This is a genomic window from Sphingomonas sp. BL-S-28 (assembly GCF_055521515.1).
In genome coordinates, this window is sequence record NZ_CM145483.1 from 1497761 (window position 1) to 1517358 (window position 19598).

General features: G+C 66.6%; 16 protein-coding genes. 5 read left to right on the forward strand and 11 right to left on the reverse strand.

Features of this window, described 5'->3' with window-relative positions; translation table 11 throughout:
- Positions 1-115 precede the first annotated feature (115 nt).
- The 9 genes from ACZ1JC_RS06260 to ACZ1JC_RS06300 form a co-directional block, all read right to left on the reverse strand.
- Complete coding sequence (locus ACZ1JC_RS06260) at positions 116-1819, reverse strand: arylsulfatase (protein ID WP_465138792.1); 1704 nt, start codon at positions 1817-1819, stop codon at positions 116-118.
- Positions 1820-1908: 89 nt separating this feature from the next.
- Positions 1909-2862 (reverse strand): TauD/TfdA dioxygenase family protein, encoded by a 954-nt coding sequence (locus ACZ1JC_RS06265; RefSeq protein WP_465138791.1) that lies wholly within the window; start codon positions 2860-2862, stop codon positions 1909-1911.
- Between the two features lie 40 nt (positions 2863-2902).
- Positions 2903-4303, reverse strand: a complete 1401-nt coding sequence (locus ACZ1JC_RS06270) for an MFS transporter (RefSeq protein WP_465138790.1) — start codon at positions 4301-4303, stop codon at positions 2903-2905.
- 23 nt (positions 4304-4326) lie between these two features.
- On the reverse strand, positions 4327-6765 hold the full coding sequence (locus ACZ1JC_RS06275; protein WP_465138789.1) for a TonB-dependent receptor: 2439 nt from the start codon (positions 6763-6765) through the stop codon (positions 4327-4329).
- Between the two features lie 722 nt (positions 6766-7487).
- A complete protein-coding gene (locus tag ACZ1JC_RS06280) occupies positions 7488-8354 on the reverse strand; it encodes a sigma-70 family RNA polymerase sigma factor (protein ID WP_465138788.1) in 867 nt (288 codons plus the stop codon).
- Positions 8351-8803 carry a carboxymuconolactone decarboxylase family protein gene (locus ACZ1JC_RS06285; RefSeq protein ID WP_465138787.1) on the reverse strand — a complete coding sequence of 151 codons (453 nt, stop codon included), beginning with the start codon at positions 8801-8803 and terminating at the stop codon, positions 8351-8353. Before ACZ1JC_RS06285 ends, ACZ1JC_RS06280 begins: the two co-directional genes overlap by 4 nt.
- A gap of 100 nt (positions 8804-8903) precedes the next feature.
- A complete protein-coding gene (locus ACZ1JC_RS06290) occupies positions 8904-9656 on the reverse strand; it encodes a CDP-alcohol phosphatidyltransferase family protein (RefSeq protein ID WP_465138786.1) in 753 nt (250 codons plus the stop codon).
- 136 nt (positions 9657-9792) lie between these two features.
- A complete protein-coding gene (locus tag ACZ1JC_RS06295; protein ID WP_465140279.1) occupies positions 9793-10347 on the reverse strand; it encodes a GNAT family N-acetyltransferase in 555 nt (184 codons plus the stop codon).
- A 13-nt stretch (positions 10348-10360) separates the two neighbouring features.
- Positions 10361-11257: a LysR family transcriptional regulator gene (locus tag ACZ1JC_RS06300; protein ID WP_465138785.1), complete on the reverse strand. Its 897-nt coding sequence runs from the start codon at positions 11255-11257 to the stop codon at positions 10361-10363.
- 110 nt (positions 11258-11367) lie between these two features.
- On the opposite strand from ACZ1JC_RS06300, the gene ACZ1JC_RS06305 reads away from it, so the two are divergent.
- Positions 11368-12429: a YeiH family protein gene (locus ACZ1JC_RS06305; RefSeq protein ID WP_465138784.1), complete on the forward strand. Its 1062-nt coding sequence runs from the start codon at positions 11368-11370 to the stop codon at positions 12427-12429.
- A 252-nt stretch (positions 12430-12681) separates the two neighbouring features.
- Here the strand turns inward: ACZ1JC_RS06305 and ACZ1JC_RS06310 are convergent, their stop codons facing one another.
- Positions 12682-13143: a MarR family winged helix-turn-helix transcriptional regulator gene (locus ACZ1JC_RS06310; RefSeq protein WP_465138783.1), complete on the reverse strand. Its 462-nt coding sequence runs from the start codon at positions 13141-13143 to the stop codon at positions 12682-12684.
- 187 nt (positions 13144-13330) lie between these two features.
- Here ACZ1JC_RS06310 and ACZ1JC_RS06315 point away from each other — a divergent pair, with 187 nt between their 5' ends.
- The 3 genes from ACZ1JC_RS06315 to ACZ1JC_RS06325 are packed head-to-tail and all read left to right on the forward strand — an operon-like array spanning position 13331 to position 17528.
- Complete coding sequence (locus ACZ1JC_RS06315) at positions 13331-14494, forward strand: HlyD family secretion protein (protein WP_465138782.1); 1164 nt, start codon at positions 13331-13333, stop codon at positions 14492-14494.
- A gap of 8 nt (positions 14495-14502) precedes the next feature.
- Positions 14503-16062 (forward strand): MDR family MFS transporter, encoded by a 1560-nt coding sequence (locus ACZ1JC_RS06320; RefSeq protein WP_465138781.1) that lies wholly within the window; start codon positions 14503-14505, stop codon positions 16060-16062.
- 8 nt (positions 16063-16070) lie between these two features.
- The gene (locus ACZ1JC_RS06325; protein WP_465138780.1) at positions 16071-17528 is read left to right on the forward strand and encodes an efflux transporter outer membrane subunit; all 1458 of its coding nucleotides are present in this window, start codon (positions 16071-16073) and stop codon (positions 17526-17528) included.
- Positions 17529-17534: 6 nt separating this feature from the next.
- Here the strand turns inward: ACZ1JC_RS06325 and ACZ1JC_RS06330 are convergent, their stop codons facing one another.
- A complete protein-coding gene (locus tag ACZ1JC_RS06330) occupies positions 17535-18806 on the reverse strand; it encodes an MFS transporter (protein ID WP_465138779.1) in 1272 nt (423 codons plus the stop codon).
- A gap of 239 nt (positions 18807-19045) precedes the next feature.
- Between ACZ1JC_RS06330 and ACZ1JC_RS06335 the strand changes: the two genes are divergently transcribed.
- Complete coding sequence (locus ACZ1JC_RS06335) at positions 19046-19468, forward strand: hypothetical protein (RefSeq protein WP_465148501.1); 423 nt, start codon at positions 19046-19048, stop codon at positions 19466-19468.
- Positions 19469-19598 lie beyond the last annotated feature (130 nt).

The following is a 19598-nucleotide window of genomic DNA, read 5'->3' on the forward strand; positions in this document are numbered from 1 at the left end:
GACACTGGCCGGGCCTTGCGCAATCCACCCCCGCACGAAAATTACGACAGCGTGGCGGAAAACTTGCCGCAGGCACGATCCGGGGGCAGTCCTTGCCGCCCCCGGACGCGCCGGGTCAGGGCCGGTAAGGTGCCTGATCGGGCAGGATCACATGGTTCGCCTTGGCATAGGCATCCCAGTCTGCGGACAATTCGCGCAGCTTGTCCGGATACTTGTCCGAAAGGTCCTGCGTTTCGCCGGGGTCCTTGGCGATCGCGAACAGGCGCCACTGGCCGTCGCCGATGTCGGTGATCTTCCAGTCCCCCTTGCGCAGCGCGCGGCTGCCGAACAGTTCGGTGCCAAGCGGTTCGTCGACGGCGTGGACAAGGGCCGCCTTGCCGTCCAGCCAGGGCCTGGCGCTCTTGCCGGTGATCGGCAGCACGGTGCGGCCCTGGAAGCTGGTGCCGCCGCTGGCAATCCCGGCATAGTCCAGCAGGGTGGGGGCGATATCGGCCACGCTGACATAGGCCCCGCCCACGCTCTTGGGATGGGCAAGGCCCTTCCAGCTGATGAAGGCGGTGGTGCGGGTGCCGCCTTCGGAAGCATAGGCCTTGGTCAACCACGAGGGCGCCGTTCCCGCCTGCGCCCATTCGGGCCCGTAAGTGGCATAGCTGGTGCCCTTGCCCAGATTGTCGAAGGCGTTGTTGGCCGTCGTCGTGTAGCGCGCGAGCATCTTGGCGCCGGTGGTCTTGGCGTCCAGCGCCTCGGCGCCGTTGTCGGCCAGGAACACGATCACGGTGTTGTCCAGTTCGCCGCTGGCGCGCAGTTCGTCGATCACTTTGCCGACATTGGCGTCCATCCGCGCGACCATCGCCGCGTAGATTTCCATGTTGCGCGCGGCCTCGCGCTTGTCGGCCACCGAAAGCCCGTCCCAGCCGCCGCGCGGCGCGCGGGGCGTGTGGGCGACGGTGCCCTTGGCGACAAGGCCAAGCTGCTCCTGCCGGGCCAGACGCGCGGCGCGGATCGCCTCGAAACCGGCGTCGTAGCGGCCGCGCTGGCGTGCGACGTCCTCGTCCGGCGCCTGGATCGGCCAGTGCGGCGCCGTGAAGGTGAGGTAGGCGAAGAACGGCTTGCCCGGCGTATCCTTGCGGCTGCGCTGCAGTTCGTCGATCAGGTTGCTCGCATAGGCGTCGGACGAATAGAAACCGGCGGGCAGCGAAGGCAGCACCGCACCGTCCCGCGTATAGGTCGCGCCCTTGGTGGGATCGGCCGACTGGTCCAGCCCGAAGTGGTTGGCGCCGCCCTGCAGCAGCGCGAAACTGTACTGGAAGCCGCGCGCGTGCGGGTCTTGCTCCGGCTTCAGGCCCAGATGCCACTTGCCGGACATCAGCGTGCGATAGCCGCCGGCGGCGAAGCGTTCGGCCAGCGAGGCGACTTCGGGGCGCAGATAGCCCTCGTAGCCTTCCTTGTCCTTCTGGTTGGCGGCCATCAGTTCGGCCATGCTGCCAAGCCCGGCAAGGTGATTGTCCGTTCCCGACAGCAGCATCGATCGCGTGGGCGAGCAGGTGGGCGCGGTGTGGAAGCCGGTGAGGCGCAGCCCGTTCAGCGCCAGCCGGTCAAGGTTCGGCGTGGCGATCTCTCCGCCGAACGCGCCGAGGTCCGACCAGCCGAGATCGTCGGCGACGATGACGAGGAAGTTGGGGCCCTTTGCCGCCGGTACGGGAGCCGGTGCACTTTGCGGTGTGCTTTGGGCGGCGGCGGGGGTGACGGTGGAGACAAGCAGCGCCGCACTGAGAGCGGTGGCGCCAAGGAAAAGGCGTGAGAGACGTCTAGCGGGCATGGAAAATCCTTGGAAACTGGCAAAAAAGTCCCGCGCCGCGGCTGGGTAGCGCGGCGCGGGAAAGTGAACGGCCCTACAGGGTTGAGGGATCAGGCCGGTTCGTAAGAGGTCGCCTTTTCCTTGCGCGTGGTGCGGCTGTTGCGGCCGTCGATGGCGACGGGCACTTCACCCGCGATCGTCGCGCGGCGCAGGGTGCGGCGCTGCAGGCCGAAGTCGGCGACGGCGCGGTGCTGGGTGGCCTGGTTATCCCAGAACGCCACGTCTCCGGCCTGCCAGCGCCAGCGCACGACGTTTTCGGGGCGGGTGATGTGATCCTGTAGGATCGCGAATAGCCGCGCGGAATCCGCCTGGTTGAGCCCGACGATGCGCTTCACGAAATGACCCAGCAGCAGGCTGCGCTGGCCGGAGACGGGGTGGACGCGGACGAGCGGATGCTCGGTCTCGTACACGGTCGAGGCGAAGATGTTCTTGTGGTACTTTACGCGTTCCTGCGCGACTTCGTCCGCCTTGGGCGCATTGGCGAGGACTTGCGCATAGTCGTAGTCGTTCGAGTGGACGGCCCAGAGAGTGTTCACCAGCTGGCGCAGGCTTTCGGGCAGGCCTTCGTAGGCGGTTTCGGTATTGGCCCAGACGGTATCGCCGCCCGCTTCGGGAATAGTGATCGCGCGCAGGATCGAACCGGCCGGATAGGCATCGGTGAAGGTCACGTCGGTATGCCAGCTGGAGGCGGCGTAGCCTTCCTTGCTGTCCAGTTCGAGCAGGTAGCGCGATCCTTCGGCCACCGGCACCGTCGGGTGCGCGACCGGCGCGCCGAACAGTGAGGCGAAGCCTTCGTGGCGATCGTCGGTCAGTTCATGCTGGCCGCGGAAGAACACCACCTTGTGGCGGACGAGCGCGTCCTTGATGTGCTGCACGGTCTCGCCATCGAGATCGCCCGAGAGCGTGACGCCGCGGATTTCGGCGCCGATGGTGCCGGTGATCGGCGCGATATCGAGCGGGGAGTTCGGGTCCTTGGCATTGGCGTAAGTGGCAATCGAGGTCATGGCATTTACTCCTTCGTCGTGGATTGGGGGATTCAGGAATTCATTCGGCCGGCACGAGCACGGCGGCGTAGACATCCTCGCGCGCCTGGATCTGGCGGCGGATTTCGGCGTGGTGCGATGCGTCCAGCGGGAAGCGGGCGACCAGCGCGGCGGCCAGCGTGTGGGCCAGTGCCGGGCCCAGCGCGAAGACCAGCAGCAGGGCGTTCAGCGCCGCCGGCGTATTGGTCGCGGCCTTGGGATCGAAGCCGAAGGCGGAGACCAGCGGCAGGGCGATGCCCAGTGCCAGCGCGCTGCCCACTTTCATCGATACGCTGAACACCGAGTAGTAGAGGCCGACGCGATCCTCGCCGGTTTCGGCGCGGTGCAGGTCGGCCACGTCGGCCACCATCGAACGCAGCATTAGGTTGCCCGAGCCTTGCGACAGGCCCTGCGCGATGGCGAGCACCATCATCAGGCCGAACCGATCGGGCGTCAGGAAGATCAGGCTGAAGTTGATCGCGGCCTGCGTCAGTTCGGCCAGCACGGCGGCGCGGCCCTTGCCCAGCTTCAGGCCGATGCGCCGCCAGATCGGGCCGGCCAGCACGCCGAACGAATATTGCAGCAGGAAGAAGCTGGCGGCCCATTCCGGCCGACCGAAATAGATGGTGACGATGAACAGCAGCAGCGCGGTGCGCACGCCCTGCCCGGCGGTGACGGCGGCATCGGCGGCCAGCACGCGCAGCAGCAGGGCATTACCGAAGACCGCCTTCAGCGTCTTGCCCAGCGCAAAGCGTTCGGGCGCTTCCGGGGCCGGGTTCTCGGGCACGGCGGTCAGCGTCAGCAGCAGGCCGGGCACCGCCGTCACCAGCACCAGCACGCCGAACAGCGTCAGGCGCAGCGGGCCGTCATCGGGGCGGACCTGATCGGCGAGGGCCGGCAGCAGCAGCGCCAGCACCAACGCGCTGGAGGACAGCAGCGTGAATTGCGAGGCGATGCGCGTCCGCTCGTTGTAATTGCCGCTGATCTCTCCGGACCATGCCAGCAGCGCGGTCTGCGCGGCGGAAGCGCCGCTGTAATAGAGCAACACGCCCACGCTCACCCAGCCAAGGCCGATGCCGGCCGGCGGGAAGAACAGCATGGCGGCGCCGGCGATGAACAGCAGGCCGCCGCCCGCGATCCACGGCCGCCGCCGGCCGAAGCGGCTGCGCGTGCGGTCGCTGAGCGCGCCGATCACCGGATCGAGCAGCGAATTGACGATCTGCCCGATCAGGTAGACCAGCCCCAGCCCCGCCAGCGGGATGCCGTAGTCCCGCGCCATGATGGCGGGAACGAAGGCGATCACCGGCTGCGCGGCGGCATAGATGGGAACGGCCAGAGCGGTGAAGCGGAACAGCCGCCATGCATCCATCTTGCCCGAGGACAGGGATCGCGTTCGGCGCCGGGCGAAGGACTGGTAATACATGGCGGGGCTTCCTCTCTCTGGCTTCAGAGCTTGGTGCGCAGGGTGGCGCCAAAGGTGCGCGGCTCACCCAGCTGCGCGGTGACGACGCCGGTGTTCGCGGCGCCCAGCGCGACGTAATAGTTCTTGTCGAACAGGTTCTTGGCCCAGATCGAGAAGTCCCAGATGCCGTCGTCGGTGCGGAAACCGATGCGGCCGTTGGCAAGGCCGTAGCCGGGCACTTGCGCCCAGGTCGAGTTCGAGGCCGAGGTGTTGTAGTTGGAGCGGTAGGCGTAGTCCGCGTGGGCGTAGATCGAGACGTCCTTGCCGCCCAGGTTGGTCAGCGCGTGGTTGAAGTCCGCGCCCAGCGTCCAGGCCCACTTGGGCACGCCGGGCAGGCGCTCGCCCGAAAGATCCTGGATCGCGCCAAGGTCCAGCCGCTCGAACGCCTGCGGGGCGTTCTTGTAGCTGACGTAGCTGGCGTCGGTGTACGTGGCGGAAGCGTTGAACGAGAGGTAGTCGGTGGCCGCAACCGTCAGGTCGCCCTCGAACCCGCGAGAGCGGACTTTAGGGATATTGGCGATGTACTGGCGGCTGACCAGCGGGTTCGACGGGTCGAGATCGGTGATCGCGGTCTGGTAATCGCTGATCTCGGTCCAGAACCCGGCGGCGTTGAAGGTGGCGCGGCGGTCGAGGAACTGGGATTTCACGCCCACTTCGAAAGCATCGACCTTCTCCGGCTTCACCGTGGCGTCGGTCACGCTGGAGGGCAGCTGCGTCAGGTTGAGCCCGCCCGACTTGTTGCCGCGCGAATAGCTGCCATAGACCATGACATCCTGCGCCACTTTCCAGTTCAGCGAGATCAGGCCCGAAAGGCTGTTGTCGGTGAAGCTGGTTTCGTAGAGCGGCACCACTTTGTTGAAGCTGGCGCGGATCGCCTGGATCTGGGCCTGCTGGGCGGTGGTAAAGCCGGAAATATCCGCCGCCTGCGCCACCCACTGCTGGTAGACGCCCTTCTTTTCCTCATGGGTGAAGCGCAGGCCGCCGGTCAGCGTCAGCGAAGGCGTGATGTGCCAGTCCGCCTGGCCGAAGCCGGCCACGGTCTTGGTCTGCGGCTCCGAATAGGAATTGACCTCGTATCCGCTGAGCGCTGCGTTGTTCACCGCGTTGGCGGCGCCCAGGAACCACAGCGGCGCGGCCGATCCATAGCCGGTGGCGCCGTATCCGCGCACGGTCTGCCAGAAGTAATAGGCGCCCACCACATAGTCGAACACGCCGTTGTCCTTGGACGCGAGACGCAGTTCCTGGCTGAACTGGCGCTGGCGGTTGGCCTGCTGGGCCTTGACGACCACGGGCAGCGAGGTGCTGTCGCCGTCGTTGGCCGGATCCCAGTCCCACCAGCGATAGGCGGTGATCGAGGTCAGCGTCGCGCCGCCCAGCTTCCAGTCGACCTGACCGGAAACGCCGTAGCCGGCCATGTTCGACTGGTAGTGGCTGTCCGCCTCGCCAACGCGGTCGAACGCGTTGAAGCTGGGCAAGGTGTAATTGGCGAACCGTGCGGCGCGCTGGGCGAAGTTGCCGGCGATCGTCGTGCCGTCCGCATAGGTGGTATGCAGGCCGGCGAAGACGTTGAGGACGTAATCCTGCTTCTGCTTGGCATAGTCGCCGATGATGCGGACTTCGAAATCCGGATCGGGGGTGAACAGCAGTTGCCCGCGGATGCTCTTGTTGGAATAGTTCTGGGCGCGGCTGTTGGTGGTCTTGTTCCAGAGGAACCCGTCATTCTCGCTGATCGCGCCCGACAGGCGCACCGCCAGCAGGTCCTTCACCAGCCCGCCAGAGGCGGAGGCGCGAACCTGATAATAGCCGTAGTTGCCGATGCTGGCCTCGGCCGAAAGCTCCGGATCGAACGTCGGCTTGCGCGAGGTGACGTTGATCACGCCGGATGTCGTGTTCTTGCCGAACAGCGTGCCCTGCGGGCCGCGCAGCACTTCGATGCCCTGCAGGTCGACAAGGTCGAACTGCGCCAGACCGACGCGGCCGTAGTAGACGTTGTCGATATAGAAACCGACGCCGTTCTCCAGCCCGTCATTGGTCAGCGAGACGTTAGAGCCCAGGCCGCGGATGTTGATGTTGGTGTTGCGCGGGTTGAAAGTGATGACCTGCAGGCTGGGAATCTGCTGCTGGATCGATCCGATCGTGTAGTCGCCCCGCCGCTCCAGCGCCTCTGCGGTGACGACGGAGATCGCGACAGGCACATCCTGCACGTTCTCGTCGCGGCGGCGCGATGCGGTGACGATGATCGGGGTGCCGCCGTCTGCGCCGGCATCTGCGGCTGGATCAGCGGCCGGTTCAGCGGGGGCCTCTGCGGTATCCGCTGCAAGGGCGGCGGCAGGTGCGGCGAAGAGCGCCGGCCCGACAAGTGCGACGGCAAGGGCCAGCGTGCTCGTGCGGGGGCTGGCGGCGATTGCAAGACTGCGAAACATCGAATTCTTTTCCCTGATGATCCGTCCCGCAGGCGTGACGACAAACTGCGGACGGCGATTTGGTTTGTTCGGTCGGTGCGGGACGCGCGCCGTCCTTGCCGGACACGCGAAAAGTGCCCGGATCGGCCCTGACGGGCGCGGCGGCCCCTTCGCCGCGCACAAAGTGCCGGCGGTGGGGTGGCTGATTGCGGGCGACGGCGCTTTTCGGGCGCAGCTATCCGGTGCGCGAAGCTATCCGCGCGGGATCATGGCCAGTGGCGTGTCGCTCTGCCCCTTCGGGCGTCAGCTTGTGGGTGTGGGGGTCTTTGGCATCGTATCACCTCATCGTTTCGAGAGGGGAACACGAAGCTTGGCGTGGTCGCCCGAGCATCGCGCGCTTTAGCCGTTGGTATCGCGGAGCAAGCTGCATCCCTGTCAAAAGCCGCGGACCGAAACCCCTGGAACAGCAGGAATCGGTCGGTCTCCGATATCCTGCGGGATAAACTCAACCTATTAAGTTGAGAAAAGGAGGTCAAGCACAAGCTTTCCTTTGTCGGCCAATCGAACAGCTTGCACGGCCAAGCGTGGGGGAGGGTGTCTTTGCGGAAATGCCGGAAGAGGCATTTCCGATGCGGCACCGGCCCACGCCCCCACCCGACCTCCCATCGAGGATACACTAGTGGGAGGTCGGGTGGGGGCGTGGGCCGGTGCCGCAAAATTCGCCGGAGGCGGATTTTCAGCCATCAATGCAGCGCCTCTTCCAAGTGGCGCAGTTTGTCGGGATTGCGGGTGACGTAAATGGCGCGGATCAGCCCGTCCTCGATCAGCAGCGCGGTGGTCTGCAGGATGCCGTCCGGCTCGCGCGTGACGAAGCCGGGCAAGCCGTTGACGAAGCCATAGCGCACCAGCGTGGAGGGCGCGCGGCGCAGTTTTTCCAGCGCCAGATGCGCGCGGACGACTTCGCCCGCGCCTTCCAGCACACGCGCCACGGCGGGGCGCTTGCCGCCGCCATCGGAATGGAAGCGCACGTCCGCCGCCAGCAGCGTGCCCAGATTGGCAAGACCCTCACCGCGGGATGCCTGAAAGAAGGCATCGGCAATCGCCATGCCATGCGCGCGGTCCACGGTGTAGCGCGGACGCTCCATCCGCACATTGGCGCGGGCGCGGCTGGCGAGCTGGCGGCAGGCGGCAGCGTCGCGGCCGATAGAGGCGGCGATATCGTCAAAACTCTCGCCGAACACGTCGTGCAGCAGAAAGGCCGCGCGTTCGAGGGGGGAAAGCCGCTCCAGCGCCAGCAATAGCGGCAGGGTGACGTCCTCCACCGGATCCTCCTCCACCACCGGTTCGGGCAGCCAGGGGCCGCTATAGGCCTCGCGCCGGACGCGGGCGGACTTCAACTGGTCGAGGCACAGCCGGGTGACCACGCGGCGCAAGTAGGCGGCGGGCACTTCCACCGCCGCCCGGTCCGCCGCCGCCCAGCGGATATAGGCTTCCTGCAGAATGTCTTCCGCATCGGCCATCGATCCCAGCATCCGGTAGGCGACGCGCAGCAGGCCGGGCCGCTGCGCGTCGAAAATTGCGGCCGGCTGGGGGGCGGCGTTGGCGCTCACTTCCAGCCCAGTTCCGGGGCATAGAGGTTGAAGCCCACGGCCAGCCGGTTCCAGCCGTTGATCACGTTGATCATCAGGGTCAGCTTCAACTGCTCCTCCTTGTCGAACTGCGCATCCAGCGCTGCGTAGACGGCATCGGGCGCGCGCTTGGTGGCAACTTCGGTCAGATGGTCGGTCCAGGCAAGCGCGGCGCGCTCCCGGTCGGTATAGCACGGCGCTTCGTGCCATGCGGCAAGCAGATGGATGCGCTGTTCGCTTTCACCGGCGGCGCGCGCCTCGGCGGTGTGCATGTTCAGGCAGTTGGCGCAGCCGTTGATCTGCGAGGCGCGGATCTTCACGAGTTCCAGCAGCGGCTTTTCCAGCCCGCATTCGCCCACCTGCATGGAGAACGCATACCAGGCTTTGAACAGCGCGGGGGAGACGGAGTAGATATCGGCACGGGGAGTCATCGCATCGTCCTTTCTTGGGTTCGATGCGGTCATGACGAGTGGGGCCCGGCCAGTGTGACATGGCCCGGCAAATTTTTTCAGGTTTTCGCGTTTGGGCCGCTCAGCGCGGCATGCGGATGGCGGGTTCGTCCACCGCCAGCCGGCGCGCGGTGCGCAAGGTCTGCAGCACGAAGAACACGATCAGCAGCAGGCCGATGGAGCCGACGAACACGTCGAACCAGGTGAGCACGCCGAACAGCACCGGCTGCGATCCTGCCGCGATCATCGCCAGCGTCAGGCCGATCAGCATGAAGCGCAGCTCCGTCGGCCCGGCATAGGCGTAGGACAGCTTCATCTCGCCCAGCACGCGCACGGCGAGGAAGGCGTGGATCGACAGCAGCAGGTATCCCACCAGCGCGATCAGCGCGACTTCCAGCAGGACATAGCGGCTGAGCCCGATGCCGACGACCACCAGCGTCGTCGCCAGCCCGTCGCAACTGTGATCGAGGAAATAGCCATAGCGCGGACGCTCCGTGCGGCGGAAGCGGGCAAGGCTGCCGTCCATCGAATCCCCGAACCACTGGACGAAATAGCCGGCGATGGAAATCCATAGCCAGTGGTCGCCCAGGTTGCTGGCGATGTAGCCGGCGAAGACCATCAGCGCGCCCACCATGCCCACGGCGGTGAGCATATCCGGCATGACCCAGTTCGGCATGCGTGCGCAGAGCCAGTTGAGCAGGCGGCGTTCGCCGCGCGCCAGCAGGTTCACCTGGATGCGATCGATCGCGCCGGTTTTCACGCCGCTTTCCGCGCCGCCTCCCGTTCCGGTTGCCGCATCGGTTTCCGGGCCGGTTTCCGCACCGTCTCTTGCCATTGTATTCCTCGTCGAAATTCGGTGCCCATCGCGGCTGCGCCGGTGTATCGGGCTTGCCGGCACGCGCGCCGGTCTTTGTCGCGTGCTGCTGTGGGCGTTTCCGTCCCGCACGGCAACCGGCAATCGTCCGCGGTCGTCAGCCGGCGCCGCAATCGCGCACCAGCACGACGATTTCGCGCGCGGGATCGCGGCCCTGGGGCACGAAACGATCCACTTCGCGATAGCCCAGCCGTTCCGCCAGCCGCAGCGAGGGGAGATTGGCGGGTGCGATCAGGCAGGCGGTCGTCAGGCCATGCGCCGCATCGAACCATGCCTGCGCCGCGCGGCCGGCCTCCGACGCATATCCCCGGCCGTGAAAACCGGATGCCAGCGTCCACGACATTTCGACGGCGGCCTGAGAAAGCGGCCCTAGATCGCGCTGGAAATGAGCATAGCCGATCTTGCCGACATAGGCGCCGGAGGCTTTCTCGACGATCGCGAACAGGCCGAAGGGATAGAGGCTCCAGTGCCCGGCATCGCGCAGGAAGCGGGTCCAGGCCACTTCCCGCTCCAGCGGCGCGCCGCCGATATGCGTGGTGACCGCCGCATCCGCGAACATCGCTGCGGACGCTTCGAAATCGGCAAGAACGGGCGGGCGCAGCAGCAGGCGGTCGGTTTCGATCATCGGCCGAACCGTGGCGCCGCGCTCCACGTCTGGCAAGCGTTCAGGGCGCTTCCTTTAGCGGCGGGCGTGATGCGGCGATGACTTGCAGCAGCGCATCGGCGGCGCGGCTGCGATAGCGTTCGCGGTGGCGCAACCCGTGAAACGCGCGCGGGCCGAACGCCAGCGGGGCGGCGTGGAGCGTGCCGGCGGCCAGCGCCGGGGCGACCACCAGAGAGGAGAGCACGGCCACGCCCGCACCGGCCTCCACCGCCGTGCGCACGCTTTCGTTGGACGGCAGCACCAGCGCCACATCGAGCGCGGCGGGATCCACGCCGCGCTCGCGCAGATAGGCATCGAGGCTGGACCGCGTGCCGGATCCGGGCTCGCGCATGATCCAGCGGGCGCGGCGCAGCCATCGGGCGTCGGTCTCGTCCGCTGCGAATGGCGTCGCGGAGACCAGCACCAGCCGGTCTTCGCCAACCGGCCATTGGGCCAGCACGGCATCGTCGATCCGACCTTCGACGATGCCAAGCTCCGCCTCGCCCTCGCGCACGCGGGTCGCGGCCTGATCGGTGTTGCCGATGGAGAGTTCGACGCGCAGTGCCGGATGACGTGCCTGAAATTCCGTCAGGATCGGCGGCAGCCAGTAAGCGGCGATGGTCTGGCTGGCGACAAGGCGCAACCGGCCCCGGCGCAATCCGCTGAGTTCGTCCAGCACGGTTTCGGCGGCGGCGGCGCGGGCCAGAACGCCGCGTGCCTCGATCAGGAACAGCCGCCCCGCCTCGGTCAGCACCACCCCCCGGCCGACACGGTCGAACAGCTTGACCGCGTGGCGCTCCTCCAGCGCGGCGATGGCGGCGGAGGCGGCCGACTGGGTGACGTGCAGCGCGCGCGCAGCGGCGGTCACATGCTCGCGCTCGGCCACGGCCACGAAGATGCGCAACTGCTCAAGGGTCATGGCAGGGCTGTAGCACGACTGATCCGAATTGGTGATCGAAATGACAAGAACGATGCGTTGGAGTGATTGAATATCGAGGCGTAGGCCGGTTGGGAGAAAGGAATTTCCCCATGAACACCGCAGAACTCCTGCATTTTGACCATGCCGCGTTTCCCCGGGAAAACCTGCGATCGGTCATGCCGGGCGTGCTCTTGTGCTGTGCCGTGGCCGCCGCCGCTTATGCGCTGGAAGCGGGGGAGCGGGCCTTGGCCGGCCGCGCGTGGCTGGAAAGTCTGGTGCTGGCGATCCTGATCGGCACGGCGCTGCGCAGCCTTTGGACGCCCGGCGCGCGATTCAATCAGGGAATATCATTTAGTGCCAAATATTTACTGGAAATAGCCGTCGTGCTTCTGGGGGCCTCGGTCAGCGGGGCGACATTGCTGGCGGCCGGGCCGGGGCTGCTTGCGGGCATTGCGGGCGTCGTCGCGGCGGCGCTCATGCTGGGGTTCGCAGTGGGCCGTTTGCTGGGCCTGCCGCTGCGCATGGCGCTGCTGGTGGCCTGCGGCAATGCGATCTGCGGCAATTCCGCGATTGCCGCCGTCGCCCCGGTGATCGGCGCGGAGAGTGACGATGTGGCCGCCTCCCTCGCCTTCACGGCCGTGCTGGGCGTCGTGGTGGTGCTGGGCCTGCCCTTGGCAGGTGCGGCGCTGGGCTTGGGCGGCCATGCCTACGGCGCTTTTGCCGGGCTGACGGTCTACGCCGTGCCGCAAGTGATCGCCGCCGCCGCGCCGATGGGGCCGGCCGCCGTGCAGACGGGAACGCTGGTCAAGCTGGTGCGCGTGCTGATGCTGGGGCCGGTGTGCCTTGTACTGTCGCTGACGACGCCTCGGTCCGACGTTGACGGGGAAACGCTTTGTCGTCCGGTGCTGAGCCACCTGGTGCCGTGGTTCATCCTCGGCTTCCTGGCTCTGATGCTATGCCGCACGCTCGGCCTGATCCCGCAAGCGATGCTTGCCCCCATAGCGCACCTCGCCACCATGCTCACGGTAATCTCCATGGCCGCGCTTGGCCTCGGTGTGGATGTGCGCACCGTGGCGCAAGCCGGCGGGCGCGTGGTGGCCGCAGTGGTGCTTTCGCTGGCCGGACTGGGCGCGATCAGCCTGGGCCTGCTCCACCTGCTGCGCATGGTTTAAAGCCCAGTTCTTTTCTTACGCAGGCAAGACTTGTTCTTTCACAGGCAAGTCTTCCTTCGCCGGGGCGATGGAAAACCCGCACTGATCGCTATGGGCCGAACCGATCACATGGTATCTTCACTGCAACCACCAAAGAGTGGGCTGAAGAGGAGAGCGGGCATGGAAAGAATGGAATCCGTGTTTTGCGTATGCGAATTCCGCACATTGTGCGCTGCGGTAGCATGCAGCGGCACTTTTGCGCTGATGACGATACTATTGCTGACTTGAATCATCCCCCGGCGCGGCGGGTTCGCCAAGGCTGCGCGGGGCGCCCATTTCGACCAATCGGTCGTTAAGCACTTCGAGAGTCCGCAGGAATGCGGACTGTTGCTCGTCGTCCAATACCTCAAAGAACTGCGCGATGAAGGCTTCCTTGTGAGGTTCCACCTCACGGATCACCGCCTCGCCCGCGTCCGTCAGGCTGATCCGCTTGGCCCGTCGATCGTTCGGATCCGGGCTACGCACGGCCAGGCCGTCGCGCTCCAGCGCGTCGATCGCCTCCGTCACGGTACGCGGCGCCTGCCCCAGCACCTCGCAAATGTCCGTGGAACGCACCGATCCGCCGCGCTTTATGGCCAGCAACAATTTCAATTGCGCCAGCGATGCACCCTGCGCGCGCATCCGGTCATTGAACAGCCGGTGCATACGCAGGTGCAGATCGCGCAACTGCTCCATGGATTGGAGGCGAATACTCACGGTAAGAAATATTGTGGGACCATATGAAATGCCATTGCCATATGCTGCGGAGCGGTGCAAGGGCGCATCCATCACTGCTGCGATGCAGCAGGACCTATGAGCTGCAACGCAGCAAGACCTCTGGGCTGCAATGCAGCGACAAGCGCATGAGAAGCGGAAGCGATTGATGGCAAACGACGGAATCGATTCGGATGGCCAGCCGGTGGGTGGTGAAGCGGCAGAGCGTCCTTCCGCGCTCAAGCGTCCCGGCGTGCGCCGCGCGCTGTTCGTTGGCGCCGCCGTGGTGGCCATCGGCCTGGGCGCCTGGGTGCTGCACTACGTGACGCGCGGCCAGTATCTGGAAGACACCAACGACGCTTTCATCCAGGCCGATGCCGTCACCGTTTCGCCCCGAATTTCCGGCTATGTCGATGCCGTGCTGGTGGGCGACAACCAGGACGTGAAGGCCGGCCAGCCGCTCGTGAAGATCGACCCGCGCGACTATAACGCGCAGGCCGCCCAGTATCAGGCGCAGATCGACGTGGCCAAGGCCAATGCCGAGAACGTGCGCGCCGGTATCGGCGAGCAGGAAGCGGCCATCGCACAGGCGCAGGCACAGCTTGCCTCGGCCGAGGAAGACGCCCGCTATGCCGAGCGTGAGGCCGCCCGTTACGCCCCGTTGGCCGCCAGCGGCGCCGAAACCAAGGAACATCTGGCCACCTTGCGCAATCAGGCCGCCAAGGCCCGCGCCACCGCCGATGCCCAGCGCGCCGCGCTGACATCCGCCCAGCGCCGCATCGCCGCGCTGAATGCGCAAGTCCAGCAGGCGCAGGCGCAGGGCGAGGCCGCCCGCGCGCAGCTTGCCTCCGCCCATGTCAATGTCGGTTCGACGGTGCTGACCGCCAGCGTCGACGGCCGCATCGGCGATCGCACCGTGCGCGCCGGCCAGTTCGTGCAGGCCGGCACCCGCCTGATGTCGGTGGTGCCGCTGTCCAAGCTCTACGTCACCGCCAACTTCAAGGAAACGCAGATTGGCCTGATGCGCCCCGGCCAGCCCGCGACGATCGAGGTCGACGCGCTGAACGGCACCAAGATCCGCGGCCACGTGGAAAGCGTGTCGCCGGGTACGGGTTCGCAGTTCTCTCTGCTGCCGCCGCAGAACGCCACCGGCAACTTCACCAAGATCGTTCAGCGCGTGCCCGTGCGCATCGCCATCGATGCCGGTCCCGAGGCGCGCCGCGTGCTGGTGCCGGGCCTTTCGGTGACCGTCACCGTCGACACCATCGGCGAAAAGGGTTCGCAGCAGGCCATCGCCAAGCAAGAGAAGGCCCGCCGGACGGACGGTAAGTGAGCAAGGCCGTGAGCGGATCCACCGCCACTGCCGGTGCTCCTCCGGCACCGCTGCCGGCAGCGGAAAAGCCCGCCGACGCGGCGGCATGGCTGGCCGTGGCCGCCGGCACGCTGGGTGCACTGATGGCCACGCTGGACGTGTCCATCGTCAACAGTTCGCTGCCCACGATCCAGGGTGAAATCGGCGCCAGCGGCACTGAAGGCACCTGGATCGCGACCGCCTATCTGGTGGCGGAAATCGTCATCATCCCGCTGTCCGGCTGGCTGGAACGGTTGCTGGGCCTGCGCACGCTGCTCTTGGTGGCATCGGCGTTGTTCACGCTGTTTTCGATCATGTGCGGCCTTTCGACGACGCTGACGATGATGATCGTCGGCCGCATCGGGCAGGGCTTCACCGGCGGCGCGCTGATCCCGACGGCGATGACCATCGTGGCGACGCGATTGCCCCGCGCGCAGCAACCGATCGGCAATGCGCTGTTCGGCGCGACCGCGCTGCTGGGCCCGGTGGTCGGCCCGGTGCTGGGCGGCTGGCTGACCGAGAATGTCAGCTGGCACTATGCCTTCTTCCTGAACCTGCCGGTGGGTATCGCACTTGCAACGCTGCTGCTGGTGGCGATTCCGCACCAGAAGGCGAACCTTGGCCTGATCCGAGAGGCGGACTGGCTGGGCATCCTGGGCCTTGCGCTCGGCCTAGGCGGGCTGACCGTGGTGCTGGAAGAGGGCGAGCGCGAACAGTGGTTTTCCTCGCACCTCATCATCATGCTGACGGCGGTTTCGGTGCTGGGGCTGTTTCTGCTCGGGCTGGGGCAGGTCGTCTCGAAGAAGCCGGTGATCAAGCTGAAGCTGTTGCTGGACCGGCAGTTCGGCAGCGTCGTCGCCATGGTCACCGTGGTGGGCATGGTGATCTACGGCACGTCCTACGTGATCCCGCAGTTCCTTTCGCAGATCGCCGGGTACAACTCGCTGCAATCGGGCCAAGTGGTGATGCTTTCGGGCATCCCGGTCATGCTGATGATGCCGATCACGCCCTGGCTGATCCGCAATGTCGATATCCGCCTGTCGGTCTGCTTCGGGCTTTCCGTTCTGGCGCTCAGCGCGTGGCTGGAAACCGACATCACCCCGCTTTCGGACGGCAAGGACTTCGTGGACAGCCAGCTTCTGCGCGGCATGGGCACGGTGTTCTGCATGATGTTCCTGAATCAGGCGGCGATCCGTTCGGTGCCGAAGGAGGAGGCGGGCGACGCTTCCGGCCTCTACAACGCGGCGCGCAACCTGGGCGGCTCGTTCGCGCTGGCGGGGATCGCGGTCATTCAGGACCAGCGCCTGTGGCTGCACGCGCGCCGTCTGGAAGAAACGCTCAACGCCAATTCCGTCGCGGTGCAGGACTACGTTTCCGCGCAAGGCGCCGGCGTGCTGCGCTCGCTTGAGGGCACGATCCAGATTCAGGCCCTGACGATGACTTACGCGGACATGTTCTGGATGATGTCGGTGGGCATCCTCTTCGTCATCCCGCTTACGCTGTTCCTGCGCCCGCTTCCGAAGAATGCGCCGCTGGCGGCCGCACATTGAGGATAACCATGCGTTCCTATCTTCTCCTTCCGCTGCTGGCCGGCACTGCGCTTGCCGGTTGCACCGTCGGCCCCAACTACGCGGGCCCGCCCAAGGTTTCCTCGGATGCCAACCCTGCCTTCGTGCGCGCCGACGCGGGCAGCGTCACCACGGCGCCGCCGGTCGCCGACTGGTGGAAGCCGCTGGGCGACCCGCTGCTGGATGACCTGATCGCCAAGGCCCTGGCCGAGAATACCGACGTGAAGGCGGGCGAGGCCCGGCTGCGGCAGGCGCAGGCCTCTCTGGGTGAGGAGCGCGCCAATCTGGCGCCCAAGGCCAGCGCATCGGCGCTCTATGCCCACGCCCATGTGCCCGGCGTCGCTTTCGGCCAGAGCGACAGCAGTTCGGACAGCTCCGGCGGGTCCGACAGCGAGAGCAGCGGCGGCAGCAGCGGCACCGACCTCAACCTCTACAACGTGGGCGTCAACGCCAGTTGGGAGATCGACCTGTTCGGCGGCCAGCGCCGCGCGGTGGAGGCGGCGCGCGCGACGATGGAAGGCGCGCAGGCCAGCCTTTCGGACGTGCAGGTCAGCCTTTCGGCCAGCGTCGCCCAGAATTACCTGAACCTCCGCGATCGGCAGCAGCGGATCGTGCTGGGCGAACAGTCGATCGCGCTGCAGGAAGACGTGCTGGCGCTGACCCGCCAGCGCTTCCAGAGCGGCACGGCCACGGCGATGGACGTCGCGCAGATCGAGGGCAAGCTGGCCTCCACCCGCGCGCAGATCGCGCCGCTGGCGGCGGACCGCGATGCCTACATGAACGCGCTGGCGGTGCTGACCGGGCAGGCGCCGGGCGCGCTCGATGCAAGCCTTGCTGCGGCAGGCGAACTGCCACTGCCGCCGGCTGCGGTGCCGGTGGGCGATCCCGCGCAACTGATCGCGCATCGCCCCGATATCCGGCAGGCCGAGCGCACACTGGCGGCCGATACCGCGAAGATCGGCCAGTCGGAGGCGGCACGCTTCCCCCGCCTCTCGTTCATGGGCCTGATCGGCATCGGCGGCACCAAGATCAGCGATCTGGGCAAGCTGGACGATTTCACTTCGATCGCGGCACCGCAGCTCAGCTGGAACTTCCTCGACTTCGGGCGCACCAAGGCCAAGGTCCATCAGGCCGAAGCCGTGCGGGACGAGGCGGAGGCGAAGTATCGCGGCACCGTGCTTTCGGCGCTGCGCGATGCGGAGGATTCGCTGGCCCGCTTCCGCGAACGCCGCGTCACCGTGGCGGCGCTGGCCCGCACGCGCGAAAAGGCGGCGCTGGCGGAGAGCCTGACGGCGCAGCGCTATCAGTCCGGCACCGTGACCAAGATCGCGCTGCTGAATGCGCAGGGTGATCTGAACACGGCGGACCAGAACCTGGTTCAGGCCCGCGCGGCGCTGACCGGCGACTACGTTTCGATCCAGAAGTCGCTCGGTCTCGCCTGGAAGTAGAAGTAATCAGGCAGGAGTGGGGCAGGGCTGCGAACGCGCCCTGCCGTACCCGCCCAGGAATACGAAGGCGGCGATGACGCCGAAGGCCCCGGCGATCATGAACGCGGGGGTGTAAGTGCCCAAGGTTTCGCGGATCACGCCGGCGCCGAAGGCGGCGATCGATGCGCCGATCTGGTGCGCCACGAAGATCCAGCCGAATACGATCGGCCCATCGCGCTCTCCGAAAGTGGAGTTGGCCAGCTTTACCGTCGGCGGCACCGTGGCGATCCAGTCCAGCCCGTAGAACACGGCGAAGACGGTCAGGCTGACCGCACTGAAATCGATGAACGGCAGCGCCACCAGCGAAAGCCCGCGAAAGCCGTAGTAGATCGCCAGCAAACGGCGCGGGTCGTAGCGGTCGCTCAGCCAGCCCGACGCGGTCGTGCCGAACAGGTCGAAGAAGCCCATCATAGACAGCAGGCCGGCGGCCGCGACCGGGGCGATGCCGTGATCGCCGCAGAACGGGATCATATGGGTACCGACAAGGCCATTGGTGGTGAGCCCGCAGACCATGAAGCTGCCCGCCAGCAGCCAGAACATTGGCTGGCGGGACGCACGCATCAGTGCCTCTATGGCCAGCCACGGCGTCGCGGCCTGCTTCATCGGCGGGGCCGGCGGCGTATCCGCGCTTTCGCCGAAGCGGCGCGTGCCGCGGCTTTCGGGGCGTTCGGGCACGAAGAAGAACACCAGCGGGATCAGCGCCGCGCAGAGCAGGCTGACCGCCAGCGCCACCGGCTGCCACGCGCCGCCTTGCGACAGCCATGCCAACACCGGCAGGAAGATCAGCGATCCGGTGGCGGTGCTGGCGCTCAGCAGCCCCATCACCAGCCCTTGCCGCGTCGCGAACCAGCGGTTGACCACCGCCGCGCCCAATACCGAGGCAACCGCGCCGGAACCGATGCCGGATAGCACGCCCCAGCTCAGCACATAGTGCCAGGGCGCGGTCATCCAGCGGCTGGCGAATGTCGCCGCCGCCATCAGCGCCAGCCCGGCCAGCATCGTGCGCTTGATCCCCACGCTCATCATCAGCGCCGCCGCGAAGGGCCCGACCAGCCCGTAGAGCAGGATGCCCAGCGCCGCGCCGGCGGAGATCGTCGCGCGGTCCCAGCCGAAATGCAGTTCCAGCGGCATCATCATCACGCCGGGGGCGGACCGCAGCCCGGCCGAAGCCAGCAGCGCGAAGAAGGTGACGGCAACCACGATCCATGCGGGATGAAGGCGGCGGGTACTCTGCGGCATTGGCGGGTCCTTTGCGAAATGGCCGCGAACCTAGCGCTTTGCGCAAGCCGATCCGAACGAGAAAGTCTGGCGGCAGATGTGAATAGAAGTAACGGACCTTCGGCCGGCCGGGAAGGACGTCGCAAGGCATGGAGGATTGGTCCGCAGGCTCATTGTCTCCCACGCGGCAACAATCTGTGGCGCTGCGCGGGGCTTATTGCGGATCGCCATCGCCGGTACATGCCGCATAAGCAGCGACAATGGAAAAAGTGCAGAAACACGCGATGGAGAAGCAGTTCACAGCCCCGTTCAGAGCCGATGCCCGCGATGCGACCGATCTGTTCACCGATCTGTTCACGGGGCAGGAACGCAGCATCCTGGCGCTGGCGACGCGCGATCCGGTGGGATCGATCGCGTTCGACAAGAAGCGCACGCGCGGCTGGCGCGCCTTTGTCTTTGGAAAGCCTTACAATTACTGCCTTGCCAACGATAAGTTGGAAGTGCTGCGGGTGACGGCGGTGCTGCTGCGCGGACGCGATTTCCCGGCCGAGCAGTTCTACCGCTTCCGCCTCGCCGGCTATTCGCGGGACCAGTTCGATGCCATCGCCGCGCTGTTCGCGCCGCATAAAGCCTATCCGGCATCCTCCGCCTTCGATCTGGCGGACTGCGCGCAGGCGGCCTGAGCGCCGGTCGCCGGTGGCCCCGCCAAGGCTGTCGAAGACCCGCGCAAAGCCTGCAAACGTTTGAAAATCTGCCGTTTCCGACGACGACCTGACGCTGCCCGCAACGACGCGGGCGGCGCCATTTCGGCTG